The sequence below is a fragment of the Pseudomonas arvensis genome (assembly GCF_056688935.1).
Genome location: NZ_CP162038.1, coordinates 2,200,928 through 2,223,685, shown reverse-complemented (window position 1 = coordinate 2,223,685; position 22,758 = coordinate 2,200,928). Strand labels below are relative to the sequence as shown.

Here is a 22,758-nt window from a genome sequence, read left to right as displayed (position 1 = left end):
GAATGGCAAACCGCTATTTCGTCCCTCATTTCCGCCACAGCCAACTATTTAGTTAGAGGTCAGTGGCGCCGATAACTTTTCTGTCCGGAGGGCATGAGGCAGAACACCCCGCCCCGTGGCCCGGTGCAGTAAGTACCGCTACCGCAGCTGCAGCTCTCTGAACGACCTTGCAGCGGTTGCACAGCGGGGCGTGCCAAGCGGTTGCCGGTATAGGCGGTGCAACTTCTTTTCGAGGCGCTGATGGAGCCGTCGTTGCAGAGGAAGACATCGCCATCACACCCGGCAATGCCCCCCTTGCGACCGGAGCAAGGGGTATTGGCCGCCAGGGCGGACAGGCTCGACAGCATCAACACGAGGCCCAGGACAAGTACGCGGATATGGCCAGGAAGCATAAGGAATACTCGAGATAAGTGGCCCAATGCTATCAATCTTTATACGTAACTGCTGGCTAATGTCACACAACCCTGTAGTGAGCGGGCTTGCCCCGCGCTGGGCTGCGCAGCAGCCCCAACAAGGCCACCGCAGAGTGCCAGAATTAAGCGAGGTGAAGGTTTTGGGGCTGCTACGCAGCCCAGCGCGGGGCAAGCCCGCTCACCACAAAAGCCGCTCACCACAAGAATATGGTGGTTCAGGGCGTCGGTTGCACGTCCTTGAAGACCAGCCCTTGGCTACCGCTCACTTGCCACGGATTGGCGCCGCCGGTCTGGCTGAACACCACGCGCTCGAAGCGTGAGTCTTTCAACCCATCGATACGCGCCTTGGCCGCGCCGCTGAAACGTACGCGCTCAAACACCAAGCCCTCATGGTAGGCGTTGTGCGCAGCATCGCCCTTGACTTCGATCGCCGCGCCTTGGGCGTTTTCCACGCTGACATCGCTCACGCGGATGTCCTTGAACTGCCCGGCAATTGTTGAGCGCTCGTAGTCGAGTTTGGCGTTGGGGTCGTTGTAGTCGAGGGTGAAGATGAAGGCCTGCTTGACCGTGTTGCGAATCGCCGAATCACGGAAGGTGACGTTGCGCGCACCGCCGCCCATGAAGTTGGTGCTTTTCATGCGCAGCCCGGCGTCGGTGCCGTCGGAGACGTTGTCTTCAGCCAGGATGTTCTGGATCCATGCGCCTGTATGACTGCCAGCCACCACCATGCCGTGGCCCTTGCGGAAGTAGTTGTTGAAAATCCACGCATCTTCCTGAGGCGGCTGGTGCACGGCATTCGCACCGGTGCCGGCGGCGAAGTTGACGCAGTCGTCGCCGGTGTCGAAGAAGTTGTTGAAGACCATCGCGCCCTTGCTGTTGGCGAATTCGATGCCGTCGCCATTGTTGGCGTCGTAGGTCTTGTGGGTGGTGTTGGCCAGCACCACGTTCTCAGTCTCCAGGTTCATGATGCCGTGGAACGCCGGGTTGAGTACGGTGAAGCCGCCGTAGAACACGTTCTTGACGTTGCGCAGGGTGATCAACGAGGAACGCATCTGCCCATAGGCGTCCTTGACGTTCATGCCCCGTGCCACGGCTTGCTCGACCTGGGCCTTGGCGAGGATGCCGTCCTGGGCATAGCGGGTGTTGTCGCTGGGCAGGTAGAACGGCAGCGCCTGGCCGCGCTCGTCGATGACGTCGGCGTTGCGCTTCCAGCCATTGCCGTCGAGGGTGCCCTTGCCGACGATGCGGATGTTTTCGAACGTTTGATGCTGGCGCGGATCGCGGGGCAACGCGTTGATCAGCGAGGCTGGGCGCACGGTGGTGGAATACGGGTACTGGATATAACCGGCCAACGGGTAATCTTCAGCGCGTTCGGAACCGAGCAGGGTCGCGCCTTCGGCGATCTCCAGGGTCATGTTGCTCTTGAGGTAGAGCGCGCCGCTTTTATAGGTACCTTTGGGCAGCAGGACTTTGCAGCCTGGGGTGCAGGCATCGATGGCGTTCTGGATCGCCAGGGTATCAAGGTGGCTGCCGTCGCCTTTGGCGCCGTATTTCTTCACGTCAAACAGCGCCGCAACCTGGGTGGTACGTTGCTGTACGGGGGCGCTGTCTGCCGACTCCTTGCCGTTTGCGTCCACCGAACGCACGGTGAAACGGTAGGCCGTGTCGGGCTTCAAGCCTTGGGCGGTGTAGCTGTGAATGCCGATGCGATGGTGGAAGTTGGCCGTGTCCTGGCGGTAGAACTGGTCGATATAGGGCTTGGCCGGTGACACCTGATCGTTGTTGGCGTTGGCACTGCCCAACAACACGCCGTTGGCGTACACGTGGTAATCCTGGATGCCACCATGATCGGCAGGCTTCTCCCAGACCAGGATGATCTGCTGATCATCATAGGCCAGGGTGGGTACTTGCAGTTTTGACGGTGCTTGCAGCGCCCAGGACAGCGGGCTGCAACCGAGGGCGATAAGGGCAAGCGCGCAATGCGCTGAGGGTTTATACGGCATGTTGTTCTCCTTGTTTTTGCCGGTATTCACGTAGAAGGGCTGCATCTGTTGCGTGAAAGCTTCGAGGTATTGGCTGCGATTGAGGAAGGTTGAATCTATTCCCCCAGCAATCCCCGTAGGAGCTGTCGAGCTTTAGCGAGGCTGCGATGCAGGCGACTCGGTTTTACCGACACACCGCAGCGATCCCATCGCAGCCTCGCTGGGGCTCGACAGCTCCTACATTGGAGGTTCGTACGCGCCTTATTGGGCGCCGAGGGCCTCGATCAGCACCGCCAGTTGCTCCACTTCATCGGGCAGCAAGTCGGTCAGCGGCGCACGTACCGGGCCGGCGTCATGGCCAACCAAACGCGCACCGGCCTTGACGATGCTCACGCCATAACCTTCACAGCGGTTGCGAATCGCCAGGTACGGCAGGAAAAAATCATCAATCAAACGGCCCACGGTCGCGTGGTCGTCGGCAGCCACGGCACGGTAGAAGTCCATCGCGGTTTTCGGGATGAAGTTGAACACCGCCGAGGAATAGACCGGCACGCCGAGGGCTTTGTAGGCAGCGGCGTAGACTTCGGCAGTCGGCAGGCCGCCGAGGTAGGTCAGGCGGTCGCCCAGGCGACGGCGGATGCTGACCATGGATTCGACCTCACCAATGCCATCCTTGAAGCCGATCAGGTTCGGGCAGCGCTCGGCCAGCTGTTCCAGGCTGTCGGCGTTGAGGCGGCACAGGTTGCGGTTGTACACCACCACGCCGAAATCCACCGAGTTGCACACTTGCTCAACGTGCGCCACCAAGCCCTTCTGGCTGGCTTCGGTGAGGTAATGGGGCATCAGCAAAATACCCGCGGCGCCCAGGCGCTCGGCTTCCTGGGCGTAAGCGATGGCTTGGCGCGTCGGGCCACCGGCACCGGCGAGGATCGGCACCTGACCTTTGCAGGTGTCCACGGCAGTCTTGATGATCTGCGTGTATTCCTTGGACTCCAGGGAGAAGAATTCCCCGGTGCCCCCTGCCGCGAACAACGCACTGGCGCCATAAGGCGCCAGCCATTCCAGGCGGCGAGCGTAGGTGTCGGCGCGGAAGTCGCCGGCGGCATCAAAGTCGGTGACCGGGAACGAGAGCAAGCCGGAAGACAGGACTGTTTTTAGTTCTTGTGGCGTCATGTTCGCAAACCTTTATTCGGAATTTGAATGGAATACCTTAAGAGGTACGTCATCGTACAACTACAAAAATAGTAATGCCACCCTCTAAACGCCTTTCATGGTTAAAATGCGATTAACCCCAATGAAATAAGCGTTTATTCACATCAATAAATAAATCAACCAAAGCAAAGTCATACGATGACTAGTGTTTTTAGCCTACACGTCGCCGCTCGGACTCCTGACTGAAGTCACGGCTGGCCTGCACCAGCATGCGCGTGTAATCGTGCTCCGCCTGGTCCTGGCTCAGGGCCTGACAGTCGAGCAGTTCGACGATCTTGCCGTGCTGCATCACCGCCACCCGGTCGCACAAGTGAGTCACCACGCCCAGGTCATGGGTCACCAGCAAGTAGGTGAGTTTCTCGCGCTGACGCAGGTCCGCCAGCAGGTTGAGAATCTCGGCCTGGACCGACACATCCAGCGCCGAGGTCGGTTCATCCAGCAACAGCACCCGTGGCTCCAGGATCAAGGCCCGCGCAATTGCCACGCGCTGGCGCTGCCCGCCGGACAGTTGGTGCGGGTAGCGAAAGCGGAAACTGTCGTTCAGGCCAACCTTGAGCAGGATCTCGTTGATGCGGTCGTCCTTGTCCCCTACCCCGTGGATAATCAGCGGCTCGCGCAATGCGGTGTCGATGGTGTGTCGAGGGTGCAAGGAGCCGTAAGGATCCTGGAAGACCATTTGCACCTTGCGAAAGTGCTCCTTGGTAATTTTGTGATGCAACGGCGCGCCGGCAATGCTCAGCTCGCCGTTCCAGTGCCGGTATTGCCCGGCCAGGCAGCGCAGCACGGTGGTCTTGCCCGAGCCGGACTCCCCCACCAGGCCGAACGATTCTCCGTCGGCGACACTCAGGCTCACATCGTGCAGCACTTGGTTGATGGCAGCGCCTGTGCCGAAGCTCAGGTTCAAGGCGTGCGCTTGGATCATGGGCATGGTCGGGTTCCTTATTGGGTCAGCCAGAGAGGATCGCGCTTGAGCACCGGCAGGTGCGCACGGCGGTTATCCATGCTCGGCAGCGCGGCCAGCAGGCCACGGGTGTAGGGGTGCTCGGCGTAGTGCAGGTCGCAGGCGGCCAGGGATTCGACGACGCGCCCGGCATACATCACCAGCACGCGGTCGCAGTAGTTGCGCACCAGGTTGAGGTCGTGGCTGACGAAGATCAGCCCCATCTGCTGCTGGTCCACCAACTCTTCCAGCACGTTGAGCACTTGTTGGCGCACCGAGACATCCAGCGCCGAGGTGGGCTCGTCGGCGATGATCACTTCCGGACGGGTGATCACCATCATCGCGATCATGATGCGCTGCCCCATGCCGCCGGAGACTTCGTGGGGGTACAGGTTATAGACGCGCTGCGGGTCGCGGATGTGCACCTGCTCCAGCATCTGCAGCACGCGCTCGCGGGCATCGCTGCGGCTGGCCTTGTGGTGGGCCAGGTAGGCTTCGGCGATCTGGTCGCCGACCTTGACCACTGGGTTCAGTGAATACTTGGGGTCCTGCATGATCATCGAGATGCGCTGGCCGCGAATCTTCTGCATGGCTTTTTCACTGGCCGACAGCAGGTCGACCTCGCCAAACGCCATGGCCTTGGCGGTGATCCTGGCGCTGGGCGGATGCAGCTTGAGCAAGCTGCGGCCCACGGTGGATTTACCGGAGCCGGACTCACCGACAATCGCCAGTTTTTCACGACCCAAGGTGAAGGACACATCGCGCACGGCGTGGGTTTCTTTCTGGCCACTGACGAAGCGCACGTTAAGCCCTTCGACATTCAGTTTGATGGCGGACATCAGGTGTTCCTCCGATTATTCGCTGCGCGGATCAAGGATGTCCCGCAGGCCATCGCCCAACAGGTTGAAAGCCAGGCTGACCAGCATGATCGCCGCCCCTGGCACCGCCACCAGCCACCAGCATTCGAGCATGTAGCGGCGGCCAGTGGAGATCATTGCGCCCCACTCCGGCAGCGGCGCCTGGGCGCCCAGGCCGAGAAAGCCCAGTGCCGCAGCGGTGAGGATGATCCCCGCCATGTTCATGGTCAGGCGGATGATCACCGAGGACAGGCACATCGGCACGATATGGCGCAGGATAATCCGCGCCGGCGAGGCGCCTTGCAGCTCCACCGCGACGACGAAATCAGCGTTACGCAAGGACAGGGTTTCAGCCCGCGCCAGCCGCGCAATCGGCGGCCAGGAGGTCAAGGCTATCGCCACCACCGCATGTTCCAGGCCAGGGCCGAGCGCCGCGATAAAGGCCAGGGCCAGGACCAGGCTGGGGAAGGAGATGAAGATGTCGGTCAGGCGCATGAACACGGTGTCGACCGCGCCACCGAAGTAGCCCGATACGGTGCCGATAAACAACCCGATCGGCCCCACAATCACCGTCACCAGACCAATGATGTACAGCGTGATCCGCGAGCCGTAGACCAGCCGGCTGAAGATGTCCCGGCCATATTCATCGGTGCCGAACCAATGCGCCGAGCCCGGTGCCTGCAAGGCATTGGCAAGATTCTGCGCCACCGGATCGTGGGTGGCGATCCACGGCGCAAAGGCCGCGACGACCACCAACAGCAGCGCCACCAGCAGGCCTGCCAGGGTCATGGGGTTGCGCAACAGGTGACGCAACACCCGCAGGCCACTCTTGCAAAAAGCATCGAAGCTGGAGCCTGGCGAGCGATCCACCGGGCGCTTCGTCGCCGATTCGATGGAAGACAGATTGGCATTCATAAGCATCTTCTCTGTGTGAATTCTGGAAGCACTCAACGCTGCTTGTAGACACCCAGGTAACGGGTGGCCTCGGCATCGTCACCGGTGAAGCCCTTGACGTCGGCAGCGCTGACCACGGTGTCGGTCATCTGCGAAATCATCAGGATCGGCCCCACTTGCTGGTCGTAGAGGTTCTGCGCCTGGTGGTACAGGCTGACCCGCTGCGCCGAATCACGCGTCACGCCGGCCTGGTCGATCAGGCTGTTGATCTGCGGATTGAAAAACGAAGCGCGCCAGCCCTGGAAGTTCGGCAGGCCGGCGTCATCGCTGTTGTTGGGGTTGTAGGCAAAGGTGCGCAGGCTGAAATACGGGTGCGGGTAACGCTCGGCGCCACGGGCCACGATGATCTCGAAATTGCGCGCGCGCATCGCGCCGTACACCTGGTTGCCGGTACCGGTGACGATACTGGCCTTGATCCCGCCTTCGGCCAGCGTGGCTTGCAAGCGCGCAGCGATATCAATGAACGGCGGCTCCGACAGCGTGCGAATGGTGGTGTTGAAGCCCTCGGGGTAACCGGCCTCTGCCAGCAGGGCTTTCGCCTTGGCCACGTCCATGTGATAGCCGGGATCCGGCAGCCGCGCTTCCAGGCCCAACTGCATCGGCTGCTGGTTGAGCTTGCCGTAATACGGCATCACTTGTTGGTCCAGGCCTTTGTAGTCGATCAGGTTGCGCACCGCTTCGCGCACCTTGGGCTTGGCGAATTCCGGCTGCTTCATGCTCATGGCGACGTAGTACATGGTGCCGCGTGGCAGCGACTGCACCTGGATCTTGTCCGAGCCGTCGATGGCGCGAATGTCCGGTGCGGCCATGCCGTAGGCCAGGTCCAGATCGCCGCGTTCGAGCATCAGGCGCAGGGACTGGGATTCGGTCATGTGCCGCACCACCACGCGCTTGAGCTTGGCCGCGCCGCCCCAGTAGCCATCGAAACGGGTCAGCAGCAGCGAGTCGTTGGCGCTCCACTTGGTCAGCACGAAGGGGCCGCTGCCCGCCTCGTTCGTCACCAGCCAACCGGCGCCGAGGTCACCGTTTTTTTCATGGGCCAGGGCGGTCTTGCGGTCCACGATCACGGCGCTGGGCGAGATCGCCAGGGAGTCCACCAACAACAAGGGGTCCATGGTCTGCGGCAGGTCGACCACCAGGGTGTGGGCATCCGTGGCGCGGATCAGCGCCTGAATGTTGTCGACGCTGTAGCCGTAGGCTTTCCAGGTGGTCGCCAGGCCGAAGTTGAGCTTCATCACGCGGTACAGCGACCACGCCACATCTTCGGCGGTCAGCGGGTTGCCCGAATGGAATTTCACGTCCTGGCGCAGATGAAACGTCACCTGCTTGCCGTCCTCGCTGATGTCCCAGCGTTCGGCCAGTTGCGGCAGGTGTTTTTCCGGGCTGCCCTGGTCACGCTTGATCAGCGTGTCGTAAAGGTTGGCATTGACGCCGGACGCATCCAGGCCGGGCGCGTTGGCCGGGTCGATGGAGAACAGGTTGACCATGCTCATGCCGACGATCAGTTGATCGGCCGGGGTCTTGGCGCTGGCCAGGGTCATCGGGCCGAGGGCGAGGATGGCGGTCAGCAGGCCGAGGTGCAGTTTCGAAAATACAGTCGTCATTAAAGAATCCTTCTTTTTATAGTTTTTTTGCGTAGCGCCTTAACGAGTGCGCGGATCGAACACCTTGTACAAGGCATCGCTGATCAGGTTGAGCGCGACGAAAATCAGGCCGATCACTAGCACGCAGCCCATCACCGCGTTCATGTCACCGAGCATCAGGCTGCTGGTGAGGTATTGGCCGAACCCCGGCCAGGCGAACACGGTTTCGATCAGCACCGCACCTTCGAGCAGCGAGCCGTAGGCCAGCGCAACCACGGTGAGCAACTGCACGAGGATGTTGCGAAACGCATGCCCCCACACCACTTGGCGCCGGGACAAACCCTTGACCCGTGCGGTGATGATGTACTCCTGGGACAACTGCTCCAGCATGAAACTGCGGGTCATGCGGCTGATGTACGCCACCGAGTTCAGGCCCAGGATCAGCGCCGGCAACACGATATGCCGCAGAGCGCTGGCGAAGGCATCCCAGTCGCGGGCGAGTGAGGTGTCGATCAGCAACAGGCCGGTAACCTCGGGCACCATGCCGTCGTAGGCCAGGTCGATGCGCCCCGCGCCGCCGGCCCAGCCGAGCCAGGCGTAGAAGACCAGCAGGCCCATCATGCCCAGCCAGAAAATCGGTGTGGAATAACCGAACAGGGTGATCACCCGCGCCACGTGGTCGCCGAGCCGACCTTGATTGCTCGCCGCACACACGCCCAGCGGCAAGCCGATCAGCACGCCGAACAGGATCGCCAACGTCGCCAGTTCGATGGTCGCCGGGAACACGCGCAGGATGTCATCCAGCACTGGGTGGCCGGTGAGCAGCGCATTGCCGAAATCACCGTGGAGCAGGTCATTGAGGTAAAGGCCGAACTGGGTCCAGATCGGCTTGTCGAGGCCCATCGACCGGTACACCTGGTCGTAGGTGGAGCTGTCGGCGTCCGGCCCGACTACCGCCAGCACGGGGTCAAGCGGCATGACCCGGCCGATGATAAAGGTCAGCGCCAACAGGCCGAGCAACGTCACCAGCACGGTGCTGGCGCGCCGCAGGGTATTGGAAGCGCGAGCGCCCATGACAGAGGCAGTCATAACAAACATAGTGAGCTCCTGGTAAATCGATCAGCGCTTTTTGTAGACGTCTTTGTAGCGCGTGGTCGCAGCGGTATGGCCCTGGAAGTCGGCCACGTCGGTGTACACCACCACGGTGTCGGTCATCTGCGAGACCGGCAAAATGGCCCCGACCTGCTGATCGACCTGCGCCTGGATATCGCGGTACTGCGTCAGTTGTTTGTCGGCATCCGGTTCGACTTCTGCATGCTCAATCAACTGGTTCAGTTCAGGGCTGTAGAACGAGGTGCGCCAGCCCTGGAAGTTGGTCAGCTTGGCTTCATCGCGGTTATCCGGGTTGTACACCAGGGTGCGCAGGCTGGAATGGGGATGACGCTCCGCCCCGCCACCGCCGCGACCGACGATGATGTCGAAGGTGCGCTCGCGCATCGCGCCGTAGATCTGGTTACCGGTGCCGGTAATGATGCTGGCTTCGATACCGGCCTGGGCCAGGGTCGATTGCAGGTTGGAGGCAATGTTGATGAAGGGCGGTTCGGCCAGCACGCGAATGGTGGTCTTGAAGCCGTTCGGGTAACCGGCCTCAGCCAGCCAGGCCTTGGCCTGCTCGACGTTGAGTTTGTAGCCGGGATCCGGCAGGCGCGCCGCCAGACCCAACGGCATCGGCCGCTGGTTGATCACGCCGTAATGAGGCATGACCGTCTGGTTGATGCCCTGGTAATCGATCAGCGAACGCACGGCCTTGCGCACACGCGCATCGGCGAACATCGGCTGCTTCACACTCAGGGCCACGTAATACAGGGTGCCGCGTTGCAGGGTCTGGGTGCGCACCTTGTCACTTTTTTGCAGGGCTTCGATGTCCGGCGCCGACATACCTTTGGCAATGTCCAGATCGCCGCGCTCGATCATCAGGCGCAACGACTGCGACTCGGTCATGTTGCGCATCACGATGCGCTTGAGCTTGGCCGGGCCGCCCCAGTAACCGTCGAAGCGGGTCATCAGGATGACGTCGTTGGCGCGCCAGTCATTGAGCACAAATGCACCGCTGCCGGCGGCGTGGGTCACCAGCCAGGCGGCGCCCATGTCACTGCCTTTCTGGTGTTCGAGGACTTTTTTGCGGTCGAGGATGAACGCACTCGGCGAGGTCGCCAGGGTGTTGAGCACCAGCAGCGGATCGGTCGGCCGTGGCAGTTCGATCACGAACGTATTGGCATCCGTGGCGCGCATGTAGCGCTCGACGTTTTCGGCGGTGAACCCGTAGGCCTTCCAGGTGGAGGCCAGCGCGAGGTTGAGCTTGAGCACCCGGTGCAGCGACCAGGCGACGTCTTCGGCGCTCAAGTCATTGCCGGACTGGAACTTCACCCCACTGCGCAGGTTGAAGGTCAGGGTCTTGCGGTCTTCACTGACCTGCCAGCGCTCGGCCAGCGCCGGTACCAGGCGATCTGGCTGGGCGACGTCCTGCACCAGCAACATGTCGTACAGGTTGGCGTTGATTTCCGACACGTCCAGGCCGGTGGCGGCCGCCGGGTCGAGGGACAGCAGATTGATCATGCTCATGCCGACGATCAGTTGATCGGCCGGGGTTTTGGCAAAGCTTGCAGGTACGGCGGTAACGGCCAGGGCGGCAACGAATACCCGCGCCCACAGCGAAGGGAATATGTTCATAGCGAGAGTGCCTTTTTTATATTTATAGGGCTCTCGGCCAGCTCAACCTATGCCGAACTGACCGTTTACACGTCAGAAGCTCTTGAGCGTATTGGTCTCGATGTAGTTGAAATTGATGTCTTCGCCCAGGCCCGGCGCGTCGGACAGGTGCACAAACCCATCGTTGTCCATCGGATCCACCAGGCGATTGAGGTAGGCCGGTACTTCGTCGTAGTCCAGGTACGGGTGCAACAGGCCACGCTCATACCAGGTGCAGTTCTTGATCGCGCCGACCACCGCCAGGTTGGCAGCGCCGTTGCCGTGGATTTCGCAGTCCATGCCAAACGATTCGGCCAGGTGCGCGACCTTCAGGCACGGCGCAATGCCGCCGACGCCCGCAACACCGGCACGCAAGATATCGCACACATCGTGCTTGACCCAACTGGCGCGGGCGAGGTGTTTGCCGGACAGGGTTTCCGGGCCAAGCACCGGAATATCCAGCTGCCCTGCGAGCCAGGCATAGGACTCGGCGGACTCTTCCATCATCGGTTCTTCGAACCAGGCGAAGTCGAGTTTCTCCAGCTCGCGACCGATGTACAGCGCCTCGGTGCGGCTGTACCAGTGGTAACCGTCGAGCATCAGCGCGATGTCCGGGCCAACCGCTTCACGCACGGCCGCGCAGGCTTTGACGTCGATGCGCGGGCTCGGCGCGAAGGACACCGGCGGCATCCAGGTGTGCAGCTTGATGGCCTTGTAGCCGCGCTGCACCAGGGTCTCGGCGAAGCGCCCGTAATCTTCGGGGGTAGCGAGGCCGCCCGGCAGCTCGTCGCCACACATGGTCGAGCCGTAGGCCGGCACCTTGTCGCGGAAACCACCAATCAACTTGTGCACCGGCACGCCGAGTTTGCGCCCCGCCCAATCCCACAGCGCCTGCTCAACCAGAGCCAAGGCGCGGTCGGTCAGTTGGCTGGCACTGCCACGCTGCCAATGGGCGAGGTCCTGCCAGATCTTTTCGCGATCAAAGGCGTTCTGCCCCACCAGCACTTTGCGCACGAACCCATCCAGCACGTACGGGCGGATCAATTCAGGGGCGCCGAACGCAAAACCTTCCTGGCCGTCTTCAGTCTGGATGCGCAGCAAAGCCATCTGCGCCTGGGTGACATCACCGGGGTGGGCATGGCCGGCGCTGTCGACTGCGCGGCGGGTCGGGTAGGAAAACACCTGGACGTTGACTGCTGTGATTCTCATGGACGTCTTAAGCCTTCTTATTGGATTTGAGACAGGAATGTCGTCTGTTGCGACCGATCATAGGTCATCGTACAACACTTGAAAAGACCCAATAACCTGCCCCGCCTTAACGTGATTTTCCCGCAAAACACCGTAAAACCCCTATTTTTAAAGACAACCAAGGAATAACAGCGGTTGCTGTAAAGCCCTATTCATAGGGGACATATGTTTCAAAGTGTTTCAAATAGACCGATAACCGCTAGACGAGTCGTCTTGTCGTACGATAACGTATATCGGCACCTTAGATGAGAGCCACACGCAACAACGCACCGCCGTAGCAACCGTCAAACGACCCTAACAAAAACAAAAAAAGAAGACCGTATGAACACCACCCTACGCACGCTCGTTACTGCCCTGGCCCTCGGCCTGCCGCTGTATGTCAGCGCTGACTCTGCCAGCATCAACTACCGCCACCAGTTCACTGAGGAAGACAGCGCCCACGCTGACCGAATCAAGCTCAACTACCGCCTGGACAGTGGCCTGGGTTTTGAAGCGGAAATGAAATACCGCACGGCCGGGGACCGTGAAGATGTGGCCTACGACAACATGGTCAACAACGGGCATGAGTTCACTGTGAGCTACAACTACAAGCTCAGCCCGCAATCGACGTTGACCCCGGCGTTCCAGATGGACAGCTCGAAGGACTCGACCACCTACAAGCTGGGTCTCAAGTACAACTACAAGATCAACGATGCCTTCTACGCCGCCACGCGCTATCGCCTGGACACCAAGAAACTGGACCGCGACCAGGTCAATGAAGACCTGCCTGACCACATCAAGGATGACCAGACCACCCATCGTTTCGAAGGCTGGTTGGGCTACACGCCGGCCAGTAAGTGGGCGTACGAATATCAGTTCATCTACTTCAAGACTGACTACATCCGCTACGACAACAAGAAGAGCGACTACGAACAGAACCTGATCGTCAAATACAAGCTCACCAAGGAATGGGCCCCGTTCATGGAGATTGGTGATGTGAAGGTCAACTCCACCACTGAGGACCGCCAGGCGCGGTGGCGCCTGGGCATCCAATACAACTTCATGTAACGCCCCCTCCCCGCGACTTGCCTGGCGAACGCGCATCGCTCGCCAGGCAACGCCTATGCCTTCAGCGCTCAAAGGAAGACCTGACCATGACCACACAACCCAAACCCTTCACCCGCATTCTGCTCACCGGCGCCGCCGGCGGCCTGGGGCAGATCCTGCGCGAAACCCTGCAGGCCCACGCCCACATCGTGCGCGCCTCGGACATCAGCGCCATGGCGCCCAGCGCGGGCGCACACGACGAAGTGATCCAGTGCAACCTGGCCGACAAGGCTGCCGTGGCGGCGCTGGTCGATGGCGTTGACGCGATCGTGCACCTGGGCGGGATTTCAGTGGAGCGGCCGTTCGAGGAGATTCTCGACGCCAATATTCGCGGCACCTTCCATATTTACGAGGCGGCGCGGCAACAGGGGGTCAAGCGGATTGTGTTCGCCAGCTCCAACCACGTCACCGGTTTTTACCCCCAGGACGTGGAACTGGATGTGCACGCACAGCGCCGCCCGGATGGCTACTACGCGCTCTCCAAGGCTTACGGCGAAGACCTGGCGGCGTTCTATTTCCATCGCTACGGGATTGAAACCGTGAGCTTGCGCATCGGCTCGTCGTTCCCCGAACCGCGTAACCGACGGATGCTGCACACCTGGCTGAGCTATGCGGACCTCGATCATCTGGTAGCGCGCGCCCTGCTGGCCAAGGACGTAGGGCACAGTGTGGTGTATGGCGTTTCAGCCAATAAGGAGCGCTGGTGGAGCAATCGGCATGCCGAGCACCTGGGCTTTGCGCCGCAGGACAGCTCGGAGCAGTTTCGCGCCAAGGTCGAGCAGCAACCGCAACCGGCGGCGGATGAACCCGGCGCCGGGCTTCAAGGCGGCGCGTTCACCGCAGCGGGGCCGTTCGACAATTCGGCGGCCGCCGCTTCATAGGCCCGGCGCATACGTTCGCGACTGTTGGACAGATGCAGGCGCATAGCGGCGCGAGCGGCGTCTGCGTCGCGGCGCAAAATGGCTTTGTAGATGTCCTCGTGCTCGCGGCTCAGACGCTCCAGGTAGGGCTCTTTATTGGCGTTGGCCAAGCGCTTTGAGTGCAAGCGTGTACGCGGCAGGATGTTGACCCCGAGGTGCAACATGATGTCGGTGAAATAGCGATTGCCGGTGGCCAACGCGATCTGCTGGTGAAACTGGAAGTCTGCCGTCACCGCGTAATCGGCACTCACCGCCCGCGAATTCAGCGCATCCAGTGAGTCGCGCATCACCTGCAATTGCTGGTCGGTGCGGCCCACACAGGCCAGGCCGGCCGCCTCCACTTCCAGGCAGATGCGCAGCTCCAGCACCGCCAGCACGTCCTGCAGGGTGACGATGGTGTCCGGGTCGATCCGAAACCCGCTGGGGCTGGGAATATCCTTCACAAACGTGCCGACGCCGTGCCGGGTTTCCACCAGGCCAGAAGCTTGCAGACGCGAGATGGCCTCACGCACCACGGTGCGACTCACGCCGTGTTCGGCCATCACTTCGGATTCGGTAGGCAGTTTGGTTGCGCGCGCAAGTTCCCCGGTGCAGATGCGCCGGGAAAGCTCGGTGACCAGTTCTTCAGCCAGGCTGCGGTGCCGGCGGCGAACGGTGGGCTGGACGTTCGGGTTGTCCATCAAGAACGGGTATCTCGGTTGGCGAATGAATGCCCATCATAGCGCATTCAGTTGTACGACAACCTTCCCTTTAGCCCGCCCCGTCTCCACATAGGCCAACGCCTCTGCTGTCGACTCAAACGCGAAGGTGCGGTCCACCACCGGCTTGATCGCACCCGACTCCACCAGTGCGGTGATCTCACGCAGTTGCTCGCCATTGGCCCGCATGAACACGAATGAGTAGCTGACCCCGCATTGACGCGCTTTGCGTCGAATGCCGTAGCTCAATAGACCCATGACGCGCTTCAAGACCCAGGACAAGCCTTGCTCCTGGGCAAACTGCGGTGTCGGCGGGCCAGCGATGGAAATGAGCCGTCCGCCGGGCTTGAGGACTTTGAGCGATTTCGCCAGTACGTCTGCGCCCAGGCTGTTGAGGACCACGTCATAGCCTTGCAGGACACTATCGAATGCCTGCTTCTGGTAATCGATGACCAGGTCCGCCCCCAAAGCCTTGACCCATTCGACATTGCGCGTACTGGTGGTCGTCGCCACAAACGCGCCCAAGTGCTTGGCCAGTTGAATCGCGATCGTGCCCACACCACCCGAGCCTGCGTGAATCAGCACCTTCTGGCCTTTTTTGAGCTGGGCGGTTTCCACCAGCACCTGCCACGCCGTCAAGCTGACCAGCGGCAGCGCTGCCGCCTGCGTCATGTCGAGGTTGCCGGGCTTGAATGCCAACGCATCTTCCCTCACGCAGACCCGCTCGGCGAAGGTGCCGATGCGCTCGTCATGAGGCCGCGCATAGACCTCGTCGCCCGGCTTGAAGCGCTTGACCTTGGCCCCTGTCCGCACGACAACACCCGCCAAGTCATTGCCCAGCACCAGCGGGAACCGATACGGCAGGATCAGCTTGAACTCGCCCTTTCTGATCTTGGCATCCAACAGGTTGATGCTGGCGGCATGCACCTGCACCAGCACCTCGTTATCCCGCACTTCAGGCTCGGGCAACTGGCCGATCCGACCAGGGTCTTTGTAGCGTTCGATGAAAAATGCCTTCATGGGATCAGCTCTGTACGGAGTAAGTCGGCGGTACGCGATTGCACATTATTATTGAGGACGATAGCGCTCGGCGGCGTGGGCCTGACGCAGTTCCGACAGCAGCCCCTGACGCGCAGACTGGAGGCTGTCCCAGCGCGCCGCGTCATGCAGCGGCGGTATGGTCACGAGTTCGCGGCGGTCGAAGCCGATCAGTGCGGCATCCACCAGCTCGCCCACCTCCATGACCTCCGGCAGCGTGTTGATGTCGATGCCCGAGCGTTCCCAGATTTCCGTGCGAGTGGCTGCCGGCAGTACTGCCTGTACATAAACACCCTTGCCGGAAAGTTCCAGACTCATGCCCTGGGACAGGAATTGCACGAACGCCTTGGTCGCGCCATACAGCGTCATTCCCAACTCCGGTGCCAGGCCGACCACCGAGCCGATATTCACGATGGCGCCTTCGCCGGCCTCTGCCAATCTCGGGGCAATTGCCCGGGCGAGCCGCGTCAGCGAGGTGACGTTCAGCGCGATCAGTTGCTCGATGCTTTCGCCTGTCTGTGCCATGAAATCTCCCGTTTGGGCGGCGCCTGCGTTGTTGATCAGCACGCCGATGCGCGTGTCATCGCGCAGGCGTGCTTCAACAACAGCCAGGTCCGCTTGCTGAGTGAGATCGGCCTGCAGCACATCCACCGCCACGCCATGTTCCTGACGCAAGCGCGCAGCCAGGGTGTCCAGCCGCGCCTTGTCGCGGGCAACCAGCACCAGGTCGTGGCCGCGCTGGGCAAAGCGCTCGGCGTAGGTGGCGCCAATACCGCTGGACGCGCCGGTGATCAGGATAGAAGAAGCGTTCGTCATGGCTGTGCTCTCTAGGTTAACAACGATTAGGTGGGACGGCCTTTATGATGTCGATCATAATCTTATTCGTCAATGGTTTTGATGCTGATCGACATCAATGTATAGTAAGGCGCAGAAAACAGTGGTCAGCAGCGAGGGTCAGGGTATGAGGGTCAGCAAGGCACAAGTGCAGTTAAACCGGGCGCACATCGTCGAAACGGCCTCCCGGTTGTTCCGCGAGCGCGGTTATGACGGCGTCGGCGTGGCCGACCTGATGGCCGAAGCCGGATTCACCCATGGCGGGTTCTACAAGCACTTCGGGTCAAAGGCCGACTTGATGGCTGAAGCTGCCGCCAGCGGGCTGTGCCAATCGCTGACCGACAGCGCGGGGCTTGGCGCCGATGAGTTCTTCAATCGTTACGTGTCCAGGGAGCACCGGGATGCGCCCGGCCAGGGTTGCACGATGTCGGCCCTGTGCGGGGATGCCGCGCGCCAGTCAGAAACGGTCAAGGCGACGTTCGCCGAAGGCATCGACAACGCGCTGGCCGCCCTTCAACAGGACGCTGGCGGGCAGGATGAGGACGTTCGGGCACAGATGATCAACCGGTTCGCCCATGCCATCGGCGCTATTGTGTTATCCCGCGCCTGCCCTGACGACTCGCCATTGGCGGATGAAATCCTGGAGGTTTGCCGCAGGGCGTTGCTCGCTGACGAATCAGCCCTCAAGGCTTGATATTTTTCAGCTCATTGAGCAAACCCAGCAATTGCTCCATTTTCTCCGCGCCAAACTGCGCCTCGATTTTCTGGTAGTTGCTTTCCATGCCCGCACTCATGGAGACGAAGCACTGCTGGCCGCGTTCGGTCAGGTCGACAAACACACGGCGCTGATCCTGGCTGGACTTCTGCCGACGCACCAGGCCATCACGTTCCAGGCGGCTGAGCACGCCGGTCATGCTCGGCTTGAGAATGCACGCCTGCTGGGCCAGTTGATGGCTTTCGAGTTCACCCTGCTGGTGCAGTATGCGAATGACGCGCCACTGTTGTTCGGTCAGTTCGTGCTGGTTCAGCGCTGGTCGGAAAAAAGCCATTGCGGCTTCACGCGCTTGCAGCAGGGTCAGGGTCAGCGACGGTCGGGGGTTGGCCATATCGGCACCAGTTGGAGGGGCGAGTCGGCAGCTTAGTGTCGCGGGCCAGCAGGTGCAAGCCTGTGAAAAGTGCAATCGGTTCCGTGTAAAAGCCATTCTGTCGCACCGCTGAGCTGGTCATGCTGATCCGTACAAGATCAACAAGACCAAGGCGCACTCCCCCATGCCTGGCTCAACGCAAACCCAATTGCCGCTGGCGGTACTCCCCCGGAGTGAGCTGTGCGTAGCGCTGGAAAAACCGACTGAAATAGGCCGGGTCCTTGAAGCCGAGCTGGTAGCAGATTTCATTGGCGGAGCTGCCCGTGAACATCAGCAGCCGCTTGGCCTCCTGCATGAGCCGCTCCAGGATCAGGCGCTTGGACGGCAGGTCGGCGATACGCCGGCACACATCGTTGAGCCGTGCCTCGGTCACCCCGATGCCTTGCGCATACCGCGACAACGGCCAGTGCTGCTGGTAGTGCCCTTCAATCAACTCGTTGAAACGGTGGAAAATCCTCAAGTCTTCATGCCGCGCCGGCGTGGCTTTGAGCGAGTGGGAGCACAGCCGCAACAGGCTGATCATGATCAAGCGCGTCAGGCTGTCCAGGGCCGCACTGTGCCCTGGACGCGGGGCCTCGACCTCTTCGCTGAGTGCCTCGAACAAAAAATCCAGGCGGCGGATTTCACTCGTGTAGTGCGGCCCCAACTGCGCCAGCGCCACACACGCGGCCGGCAGTTGCGCGCCCGCTGGCGCGAGGCTGGGGTCGGCATCGATCAGTTGCCAGACCAGTTGCTGACGCACCGTCAACACATGCCCGTCGCTGTCGGCCTCAGTCACAAAGGCGTGCGGCACGGTAGGCGGCGTGAGAAAGAACATCGGCCCCGACTCGACGTACTGCTGGTCATCCAGATAGACGCGCACCGTGCCGCTTTTCACGTAGTGCACCTGGAAGAACCGGTCGTGGCGGTGGACCGGCATATTGCGCCCGAAAAACCCCGCCAGGTTGGCCAGCCGGTCGTAATGGACCTGCGCGTCGCTGTAGCGCTGGTCGTACACCTGGCCAATGTTGATGTTCGGGATGGGTTGCCGGTCGGTCATCGCACGCTACTCGTTTTTATTCTGATTGGCGGGGTGCTGCCACGCTCATCCTGCATCGATTCGGGCCGCACAACCACCGCATCGAGAGTGTGCCACGCTTGACGATAGTTAACATCTTAATTATAACTGTTAACACATTAACGAAATACAGGGCCCCATGGCTCTGCCAGGAGAACGCATGAGCCGCGCCTTGCATGACGTCGCGACGGGCACCCTTTTTGGGGTCGCGCTGAACTACCAGGGGTTGCTGAAACAGCACCTCGCCGAATTCGAACAACCGCCGTACCAGAAGCCTCCGGTCAAGCCGGTGCTGTTTATCAAGACGCCCAATACGCGCAACCAGCACGGCGCCAACGTTGTGCACCCAGGCCAGGGCGAACGCTTGCAACCCGGCCCGGCCTTGGGGGTGGTGATGGCCAAGAGTGCCAGCCGCGTCAGCCAGGCCGACGCGCTCGATTACGTCGCCGGATTCACCATCATCAATGAATTCAGCCTGCCGGAAGACAGCTACTACCGCCCCGCCGTCAAAGCCAAATGCCGGGATGGTTTCTGCGCCATCGGGCCAGAGTTGGTACCCACCGCCCAGGTCGCCGACCCGCACAGCCTGGCAATCACGCTGTACGTCAACGGCGAGATTCGCCAGCACAACACCACGGCCAACTTCGTGCGCAGCATTGCGTTGCTGATCGCCGAAATCAGCGAGTTCATGACCCTGTACGCCGGCGACGTGCTGATCACCGGCACACCGGAAGGTCGCGTCGATGTGCAGCCGGGTGACACCGTCGAAGTCGAAATCAGCGGTTTGGGCCGCCTCGTCAACCACGTCGTGGCCGAGTAAACAGGAGCTTCCATGAAACACGCCCGTATCCAGTTTGAAGACCAGATCCACCTCGCCCACGTCGAAGACCACAACGCCGTGCGCCTGGCCGATGGTCGCCTGCTGGCCGAAGATCAAGTGCAATGGCTGCCACCGGCCACCGGCAGCATGTTTGCCCTGGGCTTGAACTACGCCGATCACGCCGCCGAGTTGGCGTTCAAGCCACCGACCGAGCCGCTGGCTTTCATCAAGTCGCCAGGCACCTACACCGGCCACAACCAGGTGACCTGGCGCCCGGACAACGTCGCCTACATGCACTACGAGTGCGAACTGGTGGCCGTCATCGGCAAGCCGGCACGCAACGTCAAACGCGCGGACGCGCTGGACTACGTGGCGGGCTACACGGTGTGCAACGACTACGCGATCCGCGACTACCTGGAAAACTACTACCGCCCCAACCTGCGCGTGAAAAACCGCGACGCCACCACGCCGGTCGGTCCGTGGATCGTCGACGTGGCCGACGTGCCAGACCCGAGCAACCTGACCCTGCGCACCTGGATCAACGGTGAACTGCGCCAGGAAGGCAGCACCAAGGACATGATTTTCGACATCCCCTACCTGATCGAATACCTGTCCAGCTTCATGACCTTGCAGCCCGGCGACATGATCGCCACCGGCACGCCGGAAGGCCTGGCAGACGTGGTGCCCGGTGATGAAGTGGTGGTGGAAGTCGAAGGCGTCGGCCGCCTGGTCAATCGAATTGTCAGCGAAGCGGCGTTCTTCAGCGCCCGTAAAGAGGCTTGAGCAGCATGATCAAACACTGGATCAACGGCCGTGAGGTCGAAAGCAAAGACGTGTTCGTCAACTACAACCCGGCCACCGGCGACGCCATCGGTGAAGTCGCCAGCGGCGGCGCCGAAGAAGTGGCCCAGGCCGTAGCCGCCGCCAAGGAAGCCTTTCCGAAGTGGGCAGGCACGCCGGCCAAAGAACGTGCGCGCCTGATGCGCAAGCTGGGTGAACTGATCGAACAGAACGTGCCGCACCTGGCCGAGCTGGAAACCCTCGACACCGGCCTCCCAATCCACCAGACCAAAAACGTGTTGATCCCCCGCGCTTCGCACAACTTCGATTTCTTCGCCGAAGTCTGCACGCGCATGGACGGCCACAGCTACCCGGTCGACGACCAGATGCTCAACTACACCCTGTACCAACCGGTGGGTGTCTGCGCGCTGGTGTCGCCGTGGAACGTGCCGTTCATGACGGCCACCTGGAAGACCGCGCCATGCCTGGCGCTGGGCAATACCGCCGTGCTGAAGATGTCCGAACTGTCGCCATTGACCGCCAACGAACTGGGGCGCCTGGCCGTGGAAGCCGGCATTCCCAACGGCGTGTTGAACGTGATCCAGGGCTACGGCGCCACGGCCGGTGATGCGTTGGTGCGTCACCCGGATGTACGTGCGATTTCCTTCACCGGCGGCACCGCCACCGGCAAGAAGATCATGCAGACCGCCGGCCTGAAAAAGTACTCCATGGAACTGGGCGGCAAGTCGCCGGTGCTGATCTTTGAAGACGCCGACCTGGAACGCGCACTCGACGCGGCACTGTTCACGATCTTCTCGCTCAATGGCGAACGCTGCACCGCCGGCAGCCGGATCTTTATCCAGGAAAGCGTGTACCCGCAGTTCGTCGCCGAGTTTGCCGCCCGCGCCAAACGCTTGATCGTCGGCGACCCGCAAGACCCGAAAACCCAAGTCGGCTCGATGATCACCCAAGCCCACTACGACAAGGTCACCGGCTACATCAAGATCGGCCTTGAAGAAGGCGCCACCCTCCTCGCCGGCGGCCTGGAACGCCCGGCCAACTTGCCGGCGCACTTGAGCAAAGGCCAGTTTATCCAGCCGACGGTGTTCGCTGACGTGAGCAACAGCATGCGCATTGCCCAGGAAGAAATCTTCGGCCCGGTGGTGTGCCTGATTCCCTTCAAGGACGAAGCCGAAGCCCTCAAGCTGGCCAACGAAACCGAGTATGGCCTGGCGTCGTATATCTGGACCCAGGACATCGGCAAGGCGCATCGTCTGGCGTATGGCATCGAAGCCGGCATGGTGTTCATCAACAGCCAGAACGTACGCGACCTGCGCCAGCCGTTCGGTGGCGTGAAAGGCTCCGGCACCGGCCGTGAAGGCGGCCAATACAGCTTCGAGGTGTTCGCCGAGATCAAGAACGTGTGCATCTCGATGGGCAGCCATCACATTCCACGCTGGGGCGTCTGATTTAGACCGGCGAGGGAGCTTGCTCCCTCATCACCCGAAGCCCCCAAGACAAGAATAATTATTCAGGAGAATCATCATGGGCGAAGTCGTCCTGGCTGCGAAAATCTGCCATGTACCCTCGATGTATTTGTCGGAGCTGCCCGGCAAGCACCACGGCTGCCGTGAAGCGGCGATTGCCGGCCACAAGGAAATCGGGCGCCGCGCCCGCGAACTGGGCGCCGATACCGCCGTGGTGTTCGATGTGCACTGGCTGGTCAATAGCGCCTATCACGTCAACAGCGGCGAGCACTTCAAGGGCACCTACACCAGCAACGAGCTGCCGCACTTCATCAAAAACATGGACTACGAATACCCAGGCTGCCCGGAGCTGGGCGAACTGATCGCCGCTGAAGCCAACGCCGCCGACGTGCGCACCCTGGCCCACAACATCCCCAGCCTGGAGCTGGAATACGGCACGCTGGTGCCGATGCGCTACATGCACATGGGCGTGCCTGAAGATCAGAAATTCAATGTCGTGTCGATCGCCGCCTGGTGCGCCTGGCATCGCCTGCAAGACAGCTTCACCTTTGGCGCCGCCGTGCGCCGGGCCATCGAAAAGAGCGACCGCAAAGTCGTGGTGCTGGCCTCGGGTTCGCTGTCGCACCGGTTCTCCGACGACCGCAATGCCGAAGCCAATATCCATAACTGGACGCGGGAATTCGACAAACAGGTCGACCTGCATGTGGTGGAACTCTGGCGCCAGGGCCGCTGGAAAGAGTTCTGCGCCATGCTGCCGGACTATGCCGAACACTGCTTTGGCGAAGGCAAGATGCACGACACCGCAATGCTCCTCGGGCTGCTTGGCGGGCCGGATTATGACAAGCCTGCCGAGATCATCACCGCGCCGTTTGGCAGCTCGGGCACCGGGCAGATCAACGCTGTTTTCCCTGTTTGACCGTATGGCCGCACGGTGTCGCCGTGTGGCCTGAAGGAGC

At 61.3% G+C, this 22,758-nt stretch carries 22 protein-coding genes; 7 read left to right on the top strand and 15 right to left on the bottom strand.

Annotated elements, in window-relative coordinates:
* Nucleotides 1-59: 59 nt before the first annotated feature.
* From AB3G88_RS10315 to AB3G88_RS10270, 10 genes are all read right to left on the bottom strand, one after another.
* Nucleotides 60-347, bottom strand: a complete 288-nt coding sequence (locus tag AB3G88_RS10315) for a YdcA family protein (RefSeq protein ID WP_480454426.1) — start codon at nucleotides 345-347, stop codon at nucleotides 60-62.
* Nucleotides 348-628: 281 nt separating this feature from the next.
* Nucleotides 629-2,416 (bottom strand): glycosyl hydrolase family 28 protein, encoded by a 1,788-nt coding sequence (locus AB3G88_RS10310; RefSeq protein ID WP_480453899.1) that lies wholly within the window; start codon nucleotides 2,414-2,416, stop codon nucleotides 629-631.
* A gap of 240 nt (nucleotides 2,417-2,656) precedes the next feature.
* Nucleotides 2,657-3,568: a 5-dehydro-4-deoxyglucarate dehydratase gene (gene kdgD, locus AB3G88_RS10305; RefSeq protein WP_099584520.1), complete on the bottom strand. Its 912-nt coding sequence runs from the start codon at nucleotides 3,566-3,568 to the stop codon at nucleotides 2,657-2,659.
* A gap of 190 nt (nucleotides 3,569-3,758) precedes the next feature.
* Nucleotides 3,759-4,535 (bottom strand): ABC transporter ATP-binding protein, encoded by a 777-nt coding sequence (locus tag AB3G88_RS10300; RefSeq protein WP_480453897.1) that lies wholly within the window; start codon nucleotides 4,533-4,535, stop codon nucleotides 3,759-3,761.
* Between the two features lie 11 nt (nucleotides 4,536-4,546).
* Nucleotides 4,547-5,386 (bottom strand): ABC transporter ATP-binding protein, encoded by an 840-nt coding sequence (locus AB3G88_RS10295; protein WP_099584518.1) that lies wholly within the window; start codon nucleotides 5,384-5,386, stop codon nucleotides 4,547-4,549.
* A gap of 15 nt (nucleotides 5,387-5,401) precedes the next feature.
* Nucleotides 5,402-6,319 (bottom strand): ABC transporter permease, encoded by a 918-nt coding sequence (locus AB3G88_RS10290; protein WP_160385064.1) that lies wholly within the window; start codon nucleotides 6,317-6,319, stop codon nucleotides 5,402-5,404.
* A 32-nt stretch (nucleotides 6,320-6,351) separates the two neighbouring features.
* Nucleotides 6,352-7,962: an ABC transporter substrate-binding protein gene (locus AB3G88_RS10285; RefSeq protein WP_480453896.1), complete on the bottom strand. Its 1,611-nt coding sequence runs from the start codon at nucleotides 7,960-7,962 to the stop codon at nucleotides 6,352-6,354.
* 39 nt (nucleotides 7,963-8,001) lie between these two features.
* Nucleotides 8,002-9,015 carry an ABC transporter permease gene (locus AB3G88_RS10280; protein ID WP_371929521.1) on the bottom strand — a complete coding sequence of 338 codons (1,014 nt, stop codon included), beginning with the start codon at nucleotides 9,013-9,015 and terminating at the stop codon, nucleotides 8,002-8,004.
* Between the two features lie 45 nt (nucleotides 9,016-9,060).
* Entirely contained in the window at nucleotides 9,061-10,671 is a 1,611-nt protein-coding gene (locus tag AB3G88_RS10275) for an ABC transporter substrate-binding protein (protein ID WP_480453894.1), read from the bottom strand.
* 72 nt (nucleotides 10,672-10,743) lie between these two features.
* Complete coding sequence (locus AB3G88_RS10270; RefSeq protein ID WP_099584514.1) at nucleotides 10,744-11,898, bottom strand: mandelate racemase family protein; 1,155 nt, start codon at nucleotides 11,896-11,898, stop codon at nucleotides 10,744-10,746.
* Between the two features lie 360 nt (nucleotides 11,899-12,258).
* Here AB3G88_RS10270 and AB3G88_RS10265 point away from each other — a divergent pair, with 360 nt between their 5' ends.
* Both AB3G88_RS10265 and AB3G88_RS10260 read left to right on the top strand, forming a co-directional pair.
* Nucleotides 12,259-12,984 carry an oligogalacturonate-specific porin KdgM family protein gene (locus tag AB3G88_RS10265; RefSeq protein WP_099584513.1) on the top strand — a complete coding sequence of 242 codons (726 nt, stop codon included), beginning with the start codon at nucleotides 12,259-12,261 and terminating at the stop codon, nucleotides 12,982-12,984.
* Nucleotides 12,985-13,070: 86 nt separating this feature from the next.
* On the top strand, nucleotides 13,071-13,904 hold the full coding sequence (locus AB3G88_RS10260; protein ID WP_112194668.1) for an NAD-dependent epimerase/dehydratase family protein: 834 nt from the start codon (nucleotides 13,071-13,073) through the stop codon (nucleotides 13,902-13,904).
* On the opposite strand, the gene AB3G88_RS10255 is transcribed toward AB3G88_RS10260, so the two are convergent.
* Genes AB3G88_RS10255 through AB3G88_RS10245 form a run of 3 tightly spaced genes read right to left on the bottom strand, consistent with a single transcriptional unit; the run spans nucleotide 13,844 to nucleotide 16,495 of the window.
* Nucleotides 13,844-14,623 (bottom strand): FadR/GntR family transcriptional regulator, encoded by a 780-nt coding sequence (locus AB3G88_RS10255; protein WP_158878851.1) that lies wholly within the window; start codon nucleotides 14,621-14,623, stop codon nucleotides 13,844-13,846. The genes AB3G88_RS10260 and AB3G88_RS10255 overlap by 61 nt on opposite strands.
* Before the next feature lie 36 nt (nucleotides 14,624-14,659).
* The gene (locus tag AB3G88_RS10250; RefSeq protein ID WP_099584510.1) at nucleotides 14,660-15,661 is read right to left on the bottom strand and encodes an NADP-dependent oxidoreductase; all 1,002 of its coding nucleotides are present in this window, start codon (nucleotides 15,659-15,661) and stop codon (nucleotides 14,660-14,662) included.
* 48 nt (nucleotides 15,662-15,709) lie between these two features.
* The gene (locus AB3G88_RS10245; RefSeq protein WP_099584509.1) at nucleotides 15,710-16,495 is read right to left on the bottom strand and encodes an SDR family NAD(P)-dependent oxidoreductase; all 786 of its coding nucleotides are present in this window, start codon (nucleotides 16,493-16,495) and stop codon (nucleotides 15,710-15,712) included.
* 145 nt (nucleotides 16,496-16,640) lie between these two features.
* On the opposite strand from AB3G88_RS10245, the gene AB3G88_RS10240 reads away from it, so the two are divergent.
* On the top strand, nucleotides 16,641-17,207 hold the full coding sequence (locus AB3G88_RS10240) for a TetR/AcrR family transcriptional regulator (protein ID WP_099584595.1): 567 nt from the start codon (nucleotides 16,641-16,643) through the stop codon (nucleotides 17,205-17,207).
* Here the strand turns inward: AB3G88_RS10240 and hpaR are convergent.
* Nucleotides 17,197-17,619: a homoprotocatechuate degradation operon regulator HpaR gene (hpaR, locus tag AB3G88_RS10235; protein WP_099584508.1), complete on the bottom strand. Its 423-nt coding sequence runs from the start codon at nucleotides 17,617-17,619 to the stop codon at nucleotides 17,197-17,199. The two genes, AB3G88_RS10240 and hpaR, sit on opposite strands and share 11 nt — an antisense overlap.
* Nucleotides 17,620-17,791: 172 nt before the next feature.
* Nucleotides 17,792-18,697 (bottom strand): 4-hydroxyphenylacetate catabolism regulatory protein HpaA, encoded by a 906-nt coding sequence (gene hpaA / locus AB3G88_RS10230; RefSeq protein ID WP_480453891.1) that lies wholly within the window; start codon nucleotides 18,695-18,697, stop codon nucleotides 17,792-17,794.
* Nucleotides 18,698-18,875: 178 nt separating this feature from the next.
* Here hpaA and AB3G88_RS10225 point away from each other — a divergent pair, with 178 nt between their 5' ends.
* From AB3G88_RS10225 to hpaD, 4 genes are all read left to right on the top strand, one after another.
* On the top strand, nucleotides 18,876-19,535 hold the full coding sequence (locus tag AB3G88_RS10225) for a fumarylacetoacetate hydrolase family protein (protein WP_480453890.1): 660 nt from the start codon (nucleotides 18,876-18,878) through the stop codon (nucleotides 19,533-19,535).
* A gap of 12 nt (nucleotides 19,536-19,547) precedes the next feature.
* On the top strand, nucleotides 19,548-20,318 hold the full coding sequence (locus AB3G88_RS10220) for a fumarylacetoacetate hydrolase family protein (protein WP_480453888.1): 771 nt from the start codon (nucleotides 19,548-19,550) through the stop codon (nucleotides 20,316-20,318).
* A 5-nt stretch (nucleotides 20,319-20,323) separates the two neighbouring features.
* Nucleotides 20,324-21,784, top strand: a complete 1,461-nt coding sequence (hpaE, locus tag AB3G88_RS10215; RefSeq protein ID WP_112194658.1) for a 5-carboxymethyl-2-hydroxymuconate semialdehyde dehydrogenase — start codon at nucleotides 20,324-20,326, stop codon at nucleotides 21,782-21,784.
* Nucleotides 21,785-21,860: 76 nt separating this feature from the next.
* The gene (gene hpaD / locus AB3G88_RS10210; RefSeq protein WP_112194656.1) at nucleotides 21,861-22,718 is read left to right on the top strand and encodes a 3,4-dihydroxyphenylacetate 2,3-dioxygenase; all 858 of its coding nucleotides are present in this window, start codon (nucleotides 21,861-21,863) and stop codon (nucleotides 22,716-22,718) included.
* The last annotated feature ends 40 nt before the right edge of the window (nucleotides 22,719-22,758 follow it).